Annotated in this window: 15 protein-coding genes; 14 read left to right on the forward strand and 1 reads right to left on the reverse strand. The window is 52.1% G+C overall.

Annotation, left to right across the window (positions count from 1 at the left end; translation table 11 throughout):
• Window positions 1-65: 65 nt before the first annotated feature.
• The 4 genes from CXQ80_RS24720 (at window position 66) to CXQ80_RS24725 (ending at window position 3,450) form a co-directional block, all read left to right on the forward strand.
• Window positions 66-500: a hypothetical protein gene (locus tag CXQ80_RS24720; RefSeq protein ID WP_157831741.1), complete on the forward strand. Its 435-nt coding sequence runs from the start codon at window positions 66-68 to the stop codon at window positions 498-500.
• A 254-nt stretch (window positions 501-754) separates the two neighbouring features.
• A complete protein-coding gene (locus tag CXQ80_RS10960; protein ID WP_256585739.1) occupies window positions 755-1,651 on the forward strand; it encodes a TniB family NTP-binding protein in 897 nt (298 codons plus the stop codon).
• A 2-nt stretch (window positions 1,652-1,653) separates the two neighbouring features.
• Window positions 1,654-2,205, forward strand: coding sequence for an ATP-binding protein (locus tag CXQ80_RS10965; RefSeq protein WP_101319297.1), 552 nt, complete (start codon window positions 1,654-1,656; stop codon window positions 2,203-2,205).
• A gap of 231 nt (window positions 2,206-2,436) precedes the next feature.
• Window positions 2,437-3,450, forward strand: coding sequence for a TniQ family protein (locus tag CXQ80_RS24725; protein ID WP_157831742.1), 1,014 nt, complete (start codon window positions 2,437-2,439; stop codon window positions 3,448-3,450).
• 810 nt (window positions 3,451-4,260) lie between these two features.
• Here the strand turns inward: CXQ80_RS24725 and CXQ80_RS10980 are convergent.
• Window positions 4,261-4,743: a helix-turn-helix domain-containing protein gene (locus CXQ80_RS10980; protein ID WP_101319303.1), complete on the reverse strand. Its 483-nt coding sequence runs from the start codon at window positions 4,741-4,743 to the stop codon at window positions 4,261-4,263.
• Window positions 4,744-5,479: 736 nt separating this feature from the next.
• Here CXQ80_RS10980 and CXQ80_RS10990 point away from each other — a divergent pair.
• The 10 genes from CXQ80_RS10990 (at window position 5,480) to CXQ80_RS25010 (ending at window position 16,235) form a co-directional block, all read left to right on the forward strand.
• Window positions 5,480-5,704: an antitoxin VbhA family protein gene (locus CXQ80_RS10990; RefSeq protein ID WP_101319307.1), complete on the forward strand. Its 225-nt coding sequence runs from the start codon at window positions 5,480-5,482 to the stop codon at window positions 5,702-5,704.
• Window positions 5,705-5,902: 198 nt separating this feature from the next.
• Window positions 5,903-6,631 (forward strand): metallophosphoesterase, encoded by a 729-nt coding sequence (locus CXQ80_RS10995; protein ID WP_101319309.1) that lies wholly within the window; start codon window positions 5,903-5,905, stop codon window positions 6,629-6,631.
• Window positions 6,632-6,682: 51 nt separating this feature from the next.
• Complete coding sequence (locus CXQ80_RS11000; RefSeq protein ID WP_101319311.1) at window positions 6,683-7,042, forward strand: hypothetical protein; 360 nt, start codon at window positions 6,683-6,685, stop codon at window positions 7,040-7,042.
• Window positions 7,043-7,496: 454 nt separating this feature from the next.
• Window positions 7,497-7,838, forward strand: coding sequence for a hypothetical protein (locus CXQ80_RS11010; protein ID WP_256585740.1), 342 nt, complete (start codon window positions 7,497-7,499; stop codon window positions 7,836-7,838).
• Between the two features lie 15 nt (window positions 7,839-7,853).
• Window positions 7,854-8,501 (forward strand): hypothetical protein, encoded by a 648-nt coding sequence (locus CXQ80_RS25005; protein WP_256585741.1) that lies wholly within the window; start codon window positions 7,854-7,856, stop codon window positions 8,499-8,501.
• Between the two features lie 14 nt (window positions 8,502-8,515).
• On the forward strand, window positions 8,516-9,475 hold the full coding sequence (locus tag CXQ80_RS11020; RefSeq protein WP_101319314.1) for a hypothetical protein: 960 nt from the start codon (window positions 8,516-8,518) through the stop codon (window positions 9,473-9,475).
• A complete protein-coding gene (locus CXQ80_RS11025; RefSeq protein WP_101319316.1) occupies window positions 9,468-10,142 on the forward strand; it encodes a hypothetical protein in 675 nt (224 codons plus the stop codon). Before CXQ80_RS11020 ends, CXQ80_RS11025 begins: the two co-directional genes overlap by 8 nt.
• A gap of 535 nt (window positions 10,143-10,677) precedes the next feature.
• Entirely contained in the window at window positions 10,678-12,177 is a 1,500-nt protein-coding gene (locus tag CXQ80_RS11030; RefSeq protein ID WP_101319318.1) for a DUF3375 domain-containing protein, read from the forward strand.
• A 1-nt stretch (window position 12,178) separates the two neighbouring features.
• On the forward strand, window positions 12,179-12,931 hold the full coding sequence (locus CXQ80_RS11035) for a DUF4194 domain-containing protein (RefSeq protein WP_101319320.1): 753 nt from the start codon (window positions 12,179-12,181) through the stop codon (window positions 12,929-12,931).
• Window positions 12,924-16,235 (forward strand): ATP-binding protein, encoded by a 3,312-nt coding sequence (locus CXQ80_RS25010; RefSeq protein WP_178080765.1) that lies wholly within the window; start codon window positions 12,924-12,926, stop codon window positions 16,233-16,235. Before CXQ80_RS11035 ends, CXQ80_RS25010 begins: the two co-directional genes overlap by 8 nt.
• Window positions 16,236-16,238 lie beyond the last annotated feature (3 nt).

Consider the following 16,238-nt stretch of genomic DNA (forward strand, 5'->3'; position numbering starts at 1 on the left):
GGGACGGAAAGTATGTAAGCATACCGGAGTTTCGGAACCCGTTTAATCGAAGCCACGACTATGCAATGTACAGGGTAGAGCGGCAGAAAAAGGGTGAACGGGATGGCACCTATTCTGCCGAGGCAACAGCTTCGCTGGCCCTTGGTGAGGCAATCGTCGCCGATGAATATCGAAAGACCGCCCAAAGCAAGCGCAAAGCAGCCAAGGAAGCTGGTAAGCGCGATCAGAAGCGGTACACGGAGTCTCTTGATGCCCAGTCTCAAGCAGCTAATCAACTCGACGGTGAACTGACTTATCAGACGGAGCATTTGCATTCCTCCGCCGGCCAGGCAGCAGTAGCCAAACCCCGCAAGACCCGGGGTAACACGGGTCGAAAGGGGCGCGCGCACTTGCGAGGCATCGAAGGAGGAAGAAAGGAGCCTGAGCAGGCTTGGCGTGGATTTGCAATGAGCAGTGCGGCTCAGCAGATCGATTTTGATGCGCCACCAACAATCTATTGATCAGTATTCGATGCTGTATAGCTTAAGGGCGAGCCGTAAGAAATCAGCATTTCACAAACTTGAGTGATTGGCAAAATATTATTTGCAAAGCCAGAACGTTGGTTATCACCCGATAGACGCTATTGAACGGCATTACGTGAAAGTAAATCGGCGCACCTCTTGAGGGTTATTCGGCTCATGAAGATGAGCTGAGGCCTTTGTGCGCCTGTAAATCTTTAACAAGACAACTTAAAAAGTTAAATTTGGAGATAATTTTGGATCTTTCACATGTGCACTGCAGTTGCCATTATCTGTTTCAGTTGAGTGATCAAGATCGGGCGCGATCCTGCCTGAAGGACTTCTTCATTCATCACCCCTCTGCAGAGCGGTTGTTCAAGAAGATGGACATGATCATGTCCATGCCACGGAAGGTCGTCGCCCCTTGCTTGCTGTGTCTGGGAAAGGGTGGGGCAGGGAAAACGAGCACGATCGAGGAACTTCAGCGCAGGAATGCGACCTCCGAGAACCGAATCGTAACCGTAACCATGCACCAGAACGCGGACAACATGGGTCTGAAGGAGTTGTTCCTAGCCGAGTTGGGACTGGATACGAGTCGGAGGGCTCGACAGACCAGGCGGATTAGTCCGGAGCTTCAGCACATCATCAAGTCCGAGAACATCAAAGCCATCGTGATCGACGAGGTGCATGATGCACTTACGCTTTCTCCGTTCCAACGCAAGATCAACCTGTCACTGCTGAAAAATCTTTCTGGTGCAACGTATGGTCTCTCCGTATTCGCCTTTGGTGTACCGGATGCCGCCCGCTTCTTGAGGGAGGATCCCCAACTTGCACGGCGGTATGCGGTTCATGACTTGGAGTCCTGGGAGAATGGTCAAGACTTTCGGAATTTTGTGTTCAGTTATATCCACCGGTTGCCGCTGAAGAAGCCTACGGATTTTCGTGACCAAGATCTTTGCTTGGCAATTATCGAAAAGTCGTTGGGTATCACCGATAATATCGTGAAGATCTTGCAAGCTTCTGCCTGGGCCGCCATTGCGGATGGCACCGAACGTATCACGCTGAACCACATTAATGATGTTGAAGAAATTATGGCAATGGAACTGGGAACCAGCCTTCAAGGGTTGGAGCAAGTCATTATGGAAAAGGAGTAAATGTGGCGACACCCTCTCAAGCTAAATTACTAGCTGGAGAAATACTGGAGGGCGAATTCGCCCTCCTACATTTTTCCAACAAACATTTAAACCTGATTCGGCGTCTGGAGCAATCTATTCTACACCCTAAAGGTGAAGTCATCCTCCTGAAAGGCAACTCAGGGTGCGGAATTACCACTTTGCTTAGGAGCCTCCATTTGCGTAACCCAGAGACCACTCAGATGCTCAAGGGCGATATCTACCTTGGTTACTGGGACTTCATTGACCATATTTGTGATGCGTTCAATATTCGCCGCGGAGACTACCGTAAGAGTGTTCTGCCAGCAAATTTGCTCAGAGTGCTCTCCTTAACCAAGCGCAAGGTGCTGCTGATCGATGACCTTGATATTTACATTGCAAACCAGGTTGAGCTTGATCAAGTGTTCAGCACTATCGGCACGCTGTCAACTAAAGTGCCTGAGTTCACATTCGTGATTTCTACGCGAAACAAGCAACTGTTGAATCGATTTATTAAGTTTTCAAAACTCAACTGGTGGAGTCATGACATCAGGTAGAGTATTACAGAGGCCGAGCACTACGATTTCGCAACCTGCTTGTGGGGTGGACTGAATGAAAAGTATTCACTAGGTATGTCTGGAGTAAGCCTGATGCCACCCGGGCCTAACTACAGACTAGAACTTCAGAAAGTGATCAAGTGCTTCGTCTTCAGCTTGTTGAACATTTCCTGCAGCAGAGTGTTCTGAATGTGCTGAGTAGTTTAAATAACATCGAGGAGTAAGAGTCCTATGTTCAATCAATCCTCATTACCTGATCCCTATCCCGATGAAGCTTTGTCATCATGGATGTATCGCGTCCGCGAAACGTTGCCGGAGCCGGAAATCCGCTCGCTATGGGGCCTGAATGATCATGACCGCAGCCTCTCGCCTTTCGTCACGCCTTACATGAAGGTAGTAGGGGGACGGGGGAAAGATCTGGATTTCGATTTCGAACGAGCCGAGATCTATCGGTTTGCTGAAGCTTATGATCTGTCAATTGAATGGATCAAAAGCGTTTTTTTTCCAGCGAGTGGACAAATTGTTCCAATATGGTTCCGTTCAGATTATTGTCTTCGATGCATGGAGGAGTCGATCGGAGACGTCGGCTTCCCCGTTTATCTGAAAAGTTGGCGTTTGATACTCAAACCTTTTTGTCAGAAGCATGGGTGCGTGCTTCGTAGTGCTAAAAACTATCTTCATGATTCGATTGATTTCGCCATGGATGTTTTCGAGTATGACAGCGGTCGACCCGGCGAGTTGGAACGCGAAGCTAAATGGCTTGAGATAGATGCTGAAGTGCATGCGCTAGGAAAAATGGTTGCTGATCGTGTCGAAAAAGTTTTAGTTAAAGCGCAGGATGAGATTGTGCGCAAAAACGGAGAGCGCTTCATTATGACGCTTCTACGCATGACGCTTATGCCCCCCTGTTGGAGTTACTATTCGTCAATTATAAAGTTTAGAGTTCAGTCCGGCAAAGAGTTTGAGTGCAAGAATGAGCTATCCTTATTCTATCAGTATCCGCAACGTGTAACCGCGATGGCTAGGGCCCGGTCACTCTATTTGATGGGCATCCTGTTAGGATGGATTGATGAAGATCAAGCTGAAAACGCCAAACCCAAGAATGATTTCTACCTGGCCACCTCGGCTTCTAGCATATGGCGGCGCTTAGGGCCATTACATCGAGTTCGTCCCATGCTGCAATTGTACAGTACAGAATTGTTCGGAATATCAACGCTTGCTGACTGGGGTGGGTTCAATGTATAGCTATATAATCCCAATATATTTGGTTCCTGATTTGCGCGTGTGGACGCGTCTGGAAAATGGTTATACCGCCACTCAGATATGTTTTTCGATAGACAGTGGAACAGGTATGATTTTATCCTGCAGTTTTAGCTACGGATTAACAAAATCCGACCTGCATAGTCTTGGGCTACTTGCGTTCCGTGAAAGCCGAAAGCGTCCAATCGGATCGTTTGGAATGTTTCGAAGTGTTTTAGGTGATTTGAACCGGGTTAAGCAAACGCTTGAGACCGATTACCCTACGCTGGATTTGCTAAGATTGAGGTGCCCGATGCCTAACGCGTACGACTGGTCGAAAGCAGGAACAATACTTGGGAATTTTTTTTATGATTGGGATCATGGCTTTCTGAGCGGACTCGATAGTTTCAAAGTATTCTATCCTGAGCAGCTAGATCGGTTATTAGTGCATGTCGTTCAACGGTTCAATCGACTAGTTGAAACTGGGGGTATAGATCTGAAATATGTGCGCGCGAATTGATATCCTCGCGCGGGTGATAGAATTTCAATAGCAGGTTTCAATATTGCTGACGCCCACCATGTCGACGAGCCCTATTAATCTCCTGCAATCATTAAGTAACTTAGGGATGCACTACGCTACACCTTATTGAGCCATTCGTCTGATGTGACCATGAGTATTTTTTGATTACGGGGGCAGGTTTTACCGATGTGATGCGGAATCTACCAAAAATACCTAGGCGTTAATGGCGGTATCCACCTGCAAGGATCGAAGGCAGGCTCGGAAGCTTACCAGTAGTAATTCAAAGCTGATCATTCCTAATTGTTTGTACGCCGCCATATCCTGCTTACTGTCGCCACAGAGAGCCCAAGCTTCAAAGCGGTCTCCTTTTGGCTTATACCTTCATCACGGTATTTAATCGCTTGTTGTACCTTTTCAGCTGGCGTTCTCTTCCCAGCTTGCTCCGGAACGAGCTTTCCTTCGGAAAAGTGCTTAGGGATCGCCTCAATGATGCCTAAGGAACACATTTGCTCCAGCTCCCGCTCAAGCGCTTCCAGGCTCTGGGATATCGAATGTTGTGCGTCATAGCTTGAAGCAGCTATCAGCAGAGCTATTGGATTGAAACCAAGCCCCTCTGCCACCTTCTCAAGCATCTCCAGAGTGGCGCCTGACCGAGCATTCTCAAGATTCTGGAGATTGCGGGGCTCGATCTTTGCTTGGTCGTACAGCGTATCCCTCGATACCCCGCGAGCGGCGCGTGCTAGGCGAAGGACTGCCGCGAGGGACTCCCGCGAAACCATGATGGATCCTCAAAAAGCGAGGATATGGCCATATTGCCGATTTGCACGCCATGAATTATAGTTCCTTGCGTGCAAATGGTGGCCGACAGCCGACTCGCTTCTCGGGGGCCTGAGCCAGCGTTCTCCTGCCATCCATGAACGATTGATAAGAAATGTCGCCCCGGCTGTCACCTTGAGATTCCCAAGGTTTGAGTAGACCTAATGCCTCAACGTGGAGCAATCACTTCAGGTGACCAACAAGCTAGGTAGAAATGTGTTTTTGACGAATAGTGATGAGCTCCAGGGACGATTCAAGATTGGCGACTCAGACGTTTTATATTGGAAATCCGTCAATTTAAGTAACTGCACCTACGCTTTTCTAGTTGAAGGAGTAGGGCTGAACGGCGGTGCCCTGGGCCCAACGGCACATCTAGTTAGCGATGTGGCGACATTAAAGCTGCTGTGGGAGGAGGGAAGCCCCGGAATGATGGACGTCCATCAGATCTACGTAATTCCTCCGCGATCTCTTCGCAAGGCTGGTTGCTCGATGGAGCCGTTATCAGAGATCCGAGTGCTGGCTGGTAGCGACCTTGCTCCAGTGTACGAGTTCGTTACCGACACGGGTCATGTGTTCACAAGCGACCAGGTTTGACGAGGCTTGCCACGTTAGAAGCAGTCTTTGAATTTCTCTACGGTAAAAGGGAGGCCGCTCCCGGCTAGCAAGGTAACTCAGACGAGCTGATCAGGTGGCTAGATCTTGAAAATCGATGAGCATGAACGTGAGCGACGTCGAGTCGCGGTGTCCGAGGTTCTCGGCAGTCAGGCGCTCCAGGGTTTGCGGCATTCCGCTGAACAAATGGTCGGACTGCAACGCTATATCGATGGTGAGGTTAGCCTCGACGAGCTCCGTGCGGAGCTAATTGAACGTCTGCGTCTCGATGATGAAGGAATCGCAGATGAAGGCGAAATGAGTCGAGTCTAGGGTTCTCAACCATGAATGATTTAAATCTACCGCCCTTAGCCGGCTAAAGCCGAATGACCGAGAGCTGGTGTCATTTGACGCTGCAATCCGCTTTCACTGGTTAAGTAAAACCTTTGAGTAATCGCCTCGTATCTAGGTCTCCACTTCGTTGGAGCGCTGGAAAGGCGCCGCGCTACACAACATGGAATTCCCGACCCGATGAAGCTTTTGATCTACTCCGACCTGCACTTGGAGTTTGCCGACTTCCAGCCCCCCGCGACAGATGCCGATCTGGTTGTGCTGGCCGGCGACATCTCTGTGCGTAGTCGTGGGGTAGGGTGGGCCAATGAGACCTTCAGCTGTCCAGTGATCTATGCCTGCGGCAACCATGAGTTTTACAAGGGGCACATCGATAAAACTCTGACCAAGATGCGAGAAGCTGCCGCAGAGCATGTACACGTCCTGGACAACCAAACCCTAATTATCGGCAACACCAGGTTTTTGGTAGCAACGGCTTGGACGGACTTCACCGCAACCGGGGATTACACAGTGGCGATGCGGGTATGTGCGGAGTGGATGAACGACTTCAAGCGCATCCGCATTGGAGAGGGCTACAGCAAGCTGCGTCCTGTCGACCTGATTGCTCGGAACATCACCACTCGAGAATTTCTGGCCGCTGAGCTCGCCAAGGGCTTTGAGGGAAAGACGATAGTGATCACGCATCATTGCCCTATTCGAGAGCTGGCCGGCGATGGCCATGAAGGTCACCTAGGTGCAGCCTACTTCAATGAATGGCACGACCTGGTTGCCCTGGCTGACGTTTGGATTTTCGGTCATACGCATCATGCAGTCGACACAATCGTCTCGGGCTGCCGGGTCATTTCAAATCCGCGAGGCTATCCAGGGGAGCGCACTGGATTTTCACCGGATTTTACCATTAAGGTTTGACAAGGTTACGCCTGCAGGTGTGGGAAAATTGAACTTAAAAAGGAAGAGCTAATGTCAGCTGAGATCAACATTGAGTATCACGGCAAAAGCCTGTCGCATTTTCAGCTCAAGCGGATTTTACGAGCGATGGCTTACAAATATTCGCCACCTGTCACTGCTTACTTGAGCGATGTCTTCATCTCGTCGCAGTGTGCTGTCGGGATCGTTTTTGGTCACACCTCTCCCGGGCAGTTTGAGCAACGGGCGGATGGGCACATTCTGCAGACGTACCCGATTCAGCTCCTGAAGAGGGTAGGGCGTTGTTGGGTGATCACAACGGAAGATGGACGGTTTGTGCTGACGTCGTTCAAGCAGGGAGTGGGAAGGGCGAGTTTACGAGAGCTCATTGCGGAGCTCGTTGAAACAACGTAGCCAGGCGCTTCCGTGCGCAGGATGAACGACGCTGCCTAGGCCTCCGGGAGCAATGTTCGGCGTTGGTGGATGCTACTTAGGATTTTGTAATCCCGGATGCGGTCGTTGAAGAGGTGACCAGCACCCACCAGTCCTCGAATGTAGCCTTCGGCTTTGCCACGAGCTTCACGCAGATCAGCTACAGAGGTGCTCTGGCGGATGTCATCAACGATCAGTTGCCAGCGCTGACTCTGCCGTAGACCGATGGGTTCGGCGGAAAAGACGGGAGCATTCAGAAAGAGTTTCGTAATAGCCAGAAACGGGTGGATTGCACAAGTCGGGTGCTCCTCGAGTTAAATATGGCTCGAGGTCATCATGCGCACACTCAATCGCCTGTTGTTGGCCAGCCATAAAGTGTCCGTTCTTCTCGCATCGAAGCTTGCGAGATGGGGGTCACCAAAATGTGAGGTTTCACATGGTCAAACGCAGGACGCCGCTTTCCTCATCCAAGATCGTCGACACACCTTTAGCTGCTATGCCCAGCAGCGTGATCAAGGCGATGCAAATCGATTTTCGTTGGGAGATCACAGCTTTTCTGTCATCAGTTGAGTACGGTAGTGGACAGCTCTTTCTGATGGGCTTCGTATTCAGTGATCGTGAGAAGCGATTCGATGATGGTGATCCAATTCGAACCTCCTTCATCATGGGATCCCAAGAGATCCAGGGCTATCTTGTGGTTCAGACGTTGAGTAGTCGCTATGTAGTATGCGACTGGGCAGGTGAGGGGGCTCGAGGGGGCTCCAAAGTTCCTCACTGAGGAGGGTGTGAAGGAATGCTTGTTGCTCAATTAGTTGGTGCGTCTCGCATTTCGTTTACTGACATCCTCGATCATGCCCCTCTCTCATTTACCGTTGTAGTGGCCAAATGGTATGGTCTATTCATTGTCGCTCTTCGCGACTTGCCGGCATTAGGAGAAGCCAGCTTGGGAGCTCTAGGAATTTCGTCTCAAACCTCGCCGTATCTTTCGAGATTCGCCACACCAAGGACAGGGGAAGACAGCATCCCTGGCTACTACTCCTCTGAGCTCAACATGTGGGCGATCGATTCGCCGGCGGGTGTAGTCCCCATCATCACTGATGGGGTTCTGAATGAGCTCATGACCAAGACCAAGGTCAACGCAGAACAAGATGATGAGGCGTGCTGGCAGGTTGAGCTCCTGACCAAAACCTACCAAAAGGTTGAGAGTGACGACGACGATCCCTCTCCCTATCGTGGGCAGTCCTCTTCTGAGCTGCGTAATTTCGACACCAGCAATCACCTGCTGCAGCTAGTAACCAAGACAGATGCGAATACCGAGCGCGATGATCGGTGCGAGGTCAATCATATTCTCGAGCTGATCACCAAGACCAATGTCGAGCTGGAGCGTGATGACAATGGCGATCCAACCTTCGGGCTCGACACTCGCTACTACTCAGACTGATCTGGACGCGCACCATGTTGCTGTTGGTTACAAATCGTCGTGACATCACGATGGACTATGTTGTGGCTGAGCTCCGCCGCCGCAGCGAACCTTACATGCGACTCAACACCGAGTTGCTTCCACAGGCGCTGTGTACGATGGCGGGGCATCCGCGTGATGCTTGGTCAATTTCACTGGAAGGTGAAACTGTTCAGGGAGCGCAGATTTCAGCGGCCTACTTTCGTCGACCAGGAGCACCGTCGGTATCTGGCCAGGTAGAGGATGTGGGGGAGCGGGCCTATGTCGAAGCGGAGTGGAGCAGCTTTCTCAAAAGCTTGTACTCACGTTTGGAGGGGCGCTGGCTTAACTCTCCTGCCAAGATCTTCATGGCTGAAGACAAGCCGATGCAGCTGCTGTTGGCTCACGAAATTGGCTTCCATGTCCCCCAGGCTTTGATCACAAACGACATCTCCTCGGCCCGGGTCATTACCGAGGCCGGCCAGGCCATCGGCAAGCCGCTTCGCCAAGCTGTGCTCACGGGTGAGACCGAACGTGTCATCTTCACCACTCGCCTCGGGCAAATTGAAGATGACCAGGCCGACGCCATCGCGTTGACACCCTTCATTGTGCAGACCGAAGTCCTGAAGCAATACGATGTGCGGGTTACGGTGGTTGGTGAACGACTTTTCGCTACGGCGATCTGGTCTCAGGAAAACCCCGAAACGGAAACTGATTGGCGTCAGGGAAACCGTCCTGATCTGCGGCATGAAAGAATTGTTCTCCCTGAGCTCATGCAAAGGCAGTGCATCGAGCTAGTGGCGCACCTTGGACTCCGATATGGGGCCATTGACCTGATCTGCGATCGCTCCGGCAAGCTCTGGTTCTTAGAGATAAATCCTAACGGTCAGTGGGCCTGGATTGAGAACCTCACGGGGTATCCGATAGCGTCTGCAATCGTGGATGAGTTGACGGGGAAAACGGTTTCTCATGCTTAAGCAGCGACTCCAGTGGCTATGGCCAACCATCATTCCATTGTCGCCCGATGAGCAGCAGGGGGACAATCAGTGGCGCCGTAGCATGGCGTTGTCCGTGCGCGATGGTGATTGGTCTCGAGACAGTGATGTGATTCTAGAGGAGTCCCGTCGACTCTTTGATGCGGAGGTCGATCGACGTAAAGGGGCTGACGCCAAAGCAGGTATCTACCTCGCTGCGATCACGGCACTGATACCTGTCTTAGTGTCTTTGATACCCAGCTTGTGGAACGACAAATCAAGCAAGTGGCTGAGCTGTCTGGGGCTGTTTATCTTCGCTTGGGCTGTTGCCTATCTATTGAGGGCAGGGGGCTGGGCGTTTAAAACGCTCAAGGTCGATGGATTTGATGTGGTGAGCCCAGCAGATCTAGCTCAGAGCTGGAAAAAAGGATCACCGAAGGCAGCGTTGGCTAAGGAGCTATCCCACGCTGTGCTTAACAACTACCCCAAGGTGAACCGGAAAGTGACGGGCATCAAAATGACCCATGAATTTCTTCTCCGGGCTTTTCTGACCTTCACGATCTTGATGGTTTTGCAGGTGGCGTGGCCGGTAGGTACTTGGGTTATTGGAGAGGCTACGAAGCTGATCAATCCGGAAGTGATAGCCCCCCTGATCATGTGCTTTTCGTAATGCTGCTAAGCCTACGGCTCGAAGGTGCGGCTGATTCCTAGGTAGGAAAGCTCGTCAAAACTTAGCCGAAAAAAGTGGCACCACCCACCTGGAGGTGATGGCCACATGGCACTGAGCTTCGTCAGAACATTGCCAGTCCGGTCAGAGGGGGAGTAAGGCGATTAGCCTTACTTTTGAGCTGACCATCCTCCAAGATAGAACTGGCCCACCTCGGTCTGGCCTCGTTGTAATACTTAACAGACGATTCAACAATAAGATCTGCGGTCGTGCATCACAGGGTAAGCATCAGCAGGGAGACCACGGACTGGTCAGGTTCGCGGTTTGTTCGATTGCTCCGCATACGAAGGGTTGCCCGCTACCCGGAATAGGCGTTCCGTTCATCAGGGGGTAGGCCGCCTGGTCTACAGGCCGGAACTGTGGCGTTGCTCGATTTCAGGAAGCAGCTAAGCTTGTAGGCTGTAAATAGCGCAGCGGTGGCCTATTTCGCGAGCGGCACAACTATTTCGCCGCGTTTCGCCTGTGGGGTGGTCATCCCATGGAAGAGAACCTGCAACAACGTGCCGAGCATCTCGTAGGGCTCCGTACGCAGAATCCCGCGTGGTTGATTCTCGCCTCGCCGCGAGCACCATTTTTCCTGGCCAGCCTCCGGATGCTCCTTGAGCCTGGCCATGATGGTGTCGAGATGAGCGACGCGCTCCGATCTCTAGCTGACACCTTCGCAAATTGCCCTGATCCTGAGTTTTACAAGATCGAGCGTGGGGCTGAACTTCAGCAAGCAAACCGAGAGCTCAGGGAGTGGATCAAGCGCCGGCTCATTGTCGAGCGTAACGGGCGGATCTACGCAACAGACTTCTTGGAGTCAGCTTTTCGGTTCACTGAATCTCTCGAAAACCGCGTAATGACGTCAACCGCCTCTCGGTTGTCAGTTGTACAGCGTGAAATTGAGAATCTCGAGACGCACCTGAATTCGGATCTGAAGAGCAGGATGCTTGCACTCAAACGGCGTATCAAGGAGCTTCTGGCTGAGCTGGAACGAGCTAAAGCTGGGCTCATCCCCGTACTTGATGAAGAGAAGGCGATCGAGGGCATCAAAGAAGTTTATGCCCTCGCTATAAGCTTGCTGGCGGACTTCCGAAGGGTGGAGGACTCCTGGCGGGATGCTGACCGATGGCTACGCCAGTCGATTATCAGCGAAAAGTTCCACCGAGGAGAGGTCGTCGACAACCTGCTGAATGGCCAGGAGGCCTTGCTCAACACGCCGGAAGGCAGGGTCTTCGACAGCTTCCAGCAGCAGTTATGGTCTCCACTTGAGCTTGAGCGTATGAGGCATCGCCTTCAGAACATCATGCGCCATCCAGCTGCTACCAAAGCGCTGACGAAGACCCAACAGGTTGAGTTGCTGCGGTTGGTGCCGAGGCTACTCCGGGAAACAGAGCTGGTCTTACAAGCCAGGGCTCGGAGCGAGCGAGACGTCAAAAGCTTCATGAAGACCGGGCTTGTTGCTGAACACCACCGCGTTGGGCACCTACTCAACGAATTCTTCAGTATGGTCGTGAACATCGATTGGAGTCGCCAGTCGGTGCGGCACCTGCAGGTTCCTCTACCTCCAGTGGGTACGGCATTGGTGAAGGTACCGGTGGTTGAGCGACTGCGCTTCAAAGGTATCTCCGGAGAGATAGTTCCAGAGCTTGATCTCAGCCGACGCTCTGCAGATCTCGAGGAAATTGAAGAAGAATTCTGGCAGTCCTTCGATGGGCTAGATCGAGATGCATTCATCAGAGAAACCTTGAGAATACTGGCTGAGCAGCAGCGTCCCCTTCCACTTGTGGAGCTGGCCTCGCTTCTTCCTCCGACCCACGATCTTGAGTGCTTCACGATTTGGATCACCATGGCTCGGGAGGCTGGAATTGACGTGTATGAGGATCAGACCGCTCCGTTTGATCTGACTGACAAAGATGATCGTCAATGGCGCTTCCATCTGCCCTTCACCCAACTTGAGAGCGAGAAGCTTCGCGATATCAAATGGGAGCTTTGACATGCCTAGCATTTTTGATGAATTGACAGGCAGGCCAGGTGAGGATGAAGACCGCGATGAAGATTCGGATCTGGAGCCGGAGCTGGATGATGACCTGGAAAACGATGAATCAGACCTGGAAGGTGACGACCTGCGAACACCCCGGGTCGTTCGAGAGGTGGTTCAGGAACTGTTCAAAAACGGATTTATCGAAGAGGCCGACTACAAGCGTCTCTACCGTGCGGCATTGGCGAATGCTGAGCAAGTGGAGCAAATCTTCGAACCCTTCGATCTTGAAATTCAGTATGACGAATTTCGAGGTCTGGCCTTTGTCAGGGTGCGCCGTGAGTCAGGTGAGATCGCCGAGGGCTGGACGCATCCACTCATACGGCGGCACCCATTCAACCTAGAGCAGACGCTGCTAATCGCTGTGCTCCGACAGCATTTAATTGAGTGCGAGATGGAAAGTGGGGTTGGGGCGGCTATCCCTCAAATGACAGTAGACGACGTCATCACACAGCTGCGAGCCTATCTCGGGGAGCCTGGTGCAGACTTCAAAGATCGCCAAAGGGCGGTGAAGCTGCTTATTCAGCTGAGGAGTCATCATCTCATTTCTATGAGTGAGCATAGCGATCACTTCACCATCCGTCCGCTGATTGCTCACGTGGCAAATCCCGAAAATTTGGCGGCATTGCTCCAGTGGCTGGAAATTCATGACCTCAGTGCCGATCAGCTCCCGCCAATGGGTGAGGAAGGAGAGGACACCGATGATTAATCTAGAGAGGAGTCCATCTGGATACTTACTGAGGGAGCTGAAGATATTCAATTGGGGCAGCTTCAACGGTATGCACCTAGCGCCCATTGACCCCGCTGGGACATCGTTGGTTGGTGTAACTGGTAGTGGGAAAACAACGATCATCGATGGGTTAATGACATTGATTTGCCTGAGTCCCCGCTACAACCTTGCCTCGACCGGAGGGAATGATAGTGACAGGGACTTGGTGTCGTACGTGAGAGGAATGCCATCGCTGGGCGAGGGGCAGAATCTAAAGCAGAAAGGCACCCGCCCCGGGCAAACGATGTCAGGAATCTGTGCCACCTTCTCTCGAGGAGAACAGCTGGTACGCCTTGGCGCCGTGTTCTTTTTCGAAGGCACCAGTTCCGCGACAGCAGAGCTAGAAAAAAACTGGATTTACTGTACCAACCCGGAACAAAGCCTAGAGTCTTGGCTTGAGACTTTCCACGACGAGGGAAAGCATGGCCTTGAGCTGATTGAGAAGAACACCCAAGGTTTTTGGGTTCATTCTGTTCGAAGGGACTACATGGCGCGTGTCCGAGCCCAATTCCAAGTCAGTGACAACGCCCTCTCGTTGTTGAACCGCGCAGCTGGCATCAAGCAGCTCACCGACATTGACGCGATTTTTCGTGACCTTGTGCTGGAAGACCGGGCCGCCTTCAAACGGGCAGACGAAGTCGTAAAAAGCTTCGACGACCTCAACGTCATCCACCAGGAGCTGGAGACTGCTCGGGCTCAGGAGCAAAAGCTCAAACCCATCGCAGAACTTTGGGTTCGCTACCAGAAACAAGAGGAAAGCCTCGCAGAGCTCAGGCTTGTCAGCGAGCTAGCACCGATATGGTTCGCTGAGCAATCGCATGATCTCTGGTCGGCAGAGAAAAGGAGGTTGGAACAGGAAATAGAGAAGGCGCTTTTCGTAATGCATCGCCTCGGTGATCAGCGCAACGTGCTGAAGCAGCAATGTGATGTCTTCCTGCAAGCCTACTTGCAGAAGGGAGGCGCTAGCATCGATCAACTGCAAAGACGTGTGGAGGAATGGATAGCTACCAAGCGTGTCCGAGCAACCACTTCCGCCCAATATCAGTCACGGATGCGCAGGTTAGGCCTCAGCGAAGAGCTATCAGAAGAAGGGCTGAGGCAAAACAAAGAGTTGGCTCATCTGCGTTGTGATGCTTTAACACGGCAGATTTCAGAGCAACGCTCCGAAGCATTCCAGCTTGGGATCAACGAGTCAGATATTCGCGCTCGCCTCCAGGCCCTTCAACAGGAGGTTGAGGAGATCAAACAACGTCCTGATTCAAACCTGCCTACTGGGTACCATCAGTTCCGTACCCAGCTAGCGGATCACTTGGAGGTGGATGAAGCCCTGTTACCCTTTGCGGCAGAACTGATCCAGGTGAAGGCAGACGAACAAGAATGGCGTGGGGCAATCGAGCGCGCGATCGGTGGACATAGGCTTCGCGTGATGGTTCCTTCTAACAAAGCCAAGGCAGCGCTGCGCTGGATCAACGGGCGCGACAACCACCTGCATGTAAGAGTACTTGAGGTGGATCTCGATACCCCAAGTCGCGAGATCTTTCCGGACGGTTATGCACGGAAGCTCATTCTCAAGCCGCATCCGTACAAGAAAGCAGTAGAAGTTCTGATGACGGAGTTAGATCGCCATTGTGTTGAAAGCTCAGATGCGTTGCTGGCCACCCCCCAAGCAATGACCAAAGAAGGGATGATGTCAGAGCAGCCCAGTTTTTTTGAGAAGCGAGATCAGCGCTTGCTGAGTTCTGACTGGTTCACAGGGTTCGACAATCGAGATCGGCTGACGTATCTGCATCAGGAAATCTCTGATTTTGACGGCCAACTGGAACATGCCCATGAAGCGCTTTGCGCTGCTAGGGATCGCCTGGGTGATCTTGAGGAAGCGAGCAATGCCTATCAATTGATCAACGATGTTGAGTTCGATTTCATCGATCTCCATGGGGCCGAGAGTCAGGTTATTGATCTCCAGGGGCAGCTTGAATACCTGACTCGCCCCGACACAGACGTCTCTACTGCCAAATCACAGTTGGATGAGGGAAATCAGAAGGCAGCTGAGCTCGAGGAGTCGTTTTTCGACGCGCGTGATGTTCATACCAGGCTGGTGGTTCGGCTCAGCGCAGCTACACAGAAGGTCAACGAAACACAAGAGAAGGCCGAATCGGGGCTTTCTGCTGAGCAGCGTACGAGCCTCTCCAAATACCTTCCTATCATCAGCCCCGAAGAGCTGAGCGAGCTCAGCAATATGGAGATGAACTGCTATCACGACCAATCCAAAGCTATTGAAAAATCGCGCGATCGGCTCGAAGAGCTTGAAACCGAATTGATTAGGAAGATGGCTGAAGCCAAGGCTGTGGATAATGGCGCTTTGGTTGAAGTAGGCCTCGAGGTGGCTGACGTACCCGCGTACCTTAAGCGCTTGACCCTCCTGACTACTGAGGCGCTGCCGGAGAAAGTCGAGCGCTTCCTCACCTACCTTAACCGCTCATCCGATGATGGCGTCACTCAGCTTCTGAGCTTTGTCGAGCAAGAGGTCGTGATGATTGAGGAGCGCATTGAGGAACTTAACAGCACCTTACGTCGCGTCGAGTTTCAATCAGGAAAATACCTTCGCCTCGTTACCAGCAAGGTCATTCATAAGGATCTGGTCGCTTTGCAGTCAGCGCAACGGAGACTTAACACCGCTCGCTTCAAAGACGATGTCGGTGAGACCCACTACCGAGCGCTCAGGAATTTGGTTGAGAACCTCAGGAACGCCTGTGATCGGAAAAAGACGACTGGCGCGCGGGCCATACTCGATCCAAGGTACAGGCTGGAGTTCTCCGTTGCAGTGGTAGATAGCGTTACGAGAGAGGCGACCGCAGGCAGGAAGGGCTCGTATGGTGATAGCGGCGGGGAGAAGGAGATCATAGCGTCCTATATCCTCACCGCTGCTCTCGGATACGCGTTGTGTCCTATCGGTGAAAGCAAGCCAATTTTCAGCACCGTAGTGCTCGACGAAGCCTTTTCTAGAACCTCTGTGAGCGTCGCTGCGCGGATCATTGCGGCCCTGAATGAATTCGGACTTCATCCGATTTTCGTTACCCCCAATAAGGAGCTGCAGCTTCTCAAGGTGCACACCCGGTCTGCCATCATCGTTCATAAAAAAGATGGAGCCTCGACGATGCTGTCTATGAGTTGGGAGGAGCTGCAGAACTATTCCAACAGCAGAAAAAACAAGTACGTCAAAGACGGCGCCGGTGGTGACGCTTGAGCC

Source organism: Pseudomonas sp. 02C 26, from assembly GCF_002843585.1.
In the GTDB taxonomy this organism is placed as follows: Bacteria; Pseudomonadota; Gammaproteobacteria; order Pseudomonadales; family Pseudomonadaceae; genus Aquipseudomonas; species Aquipseudomonas shirazensis.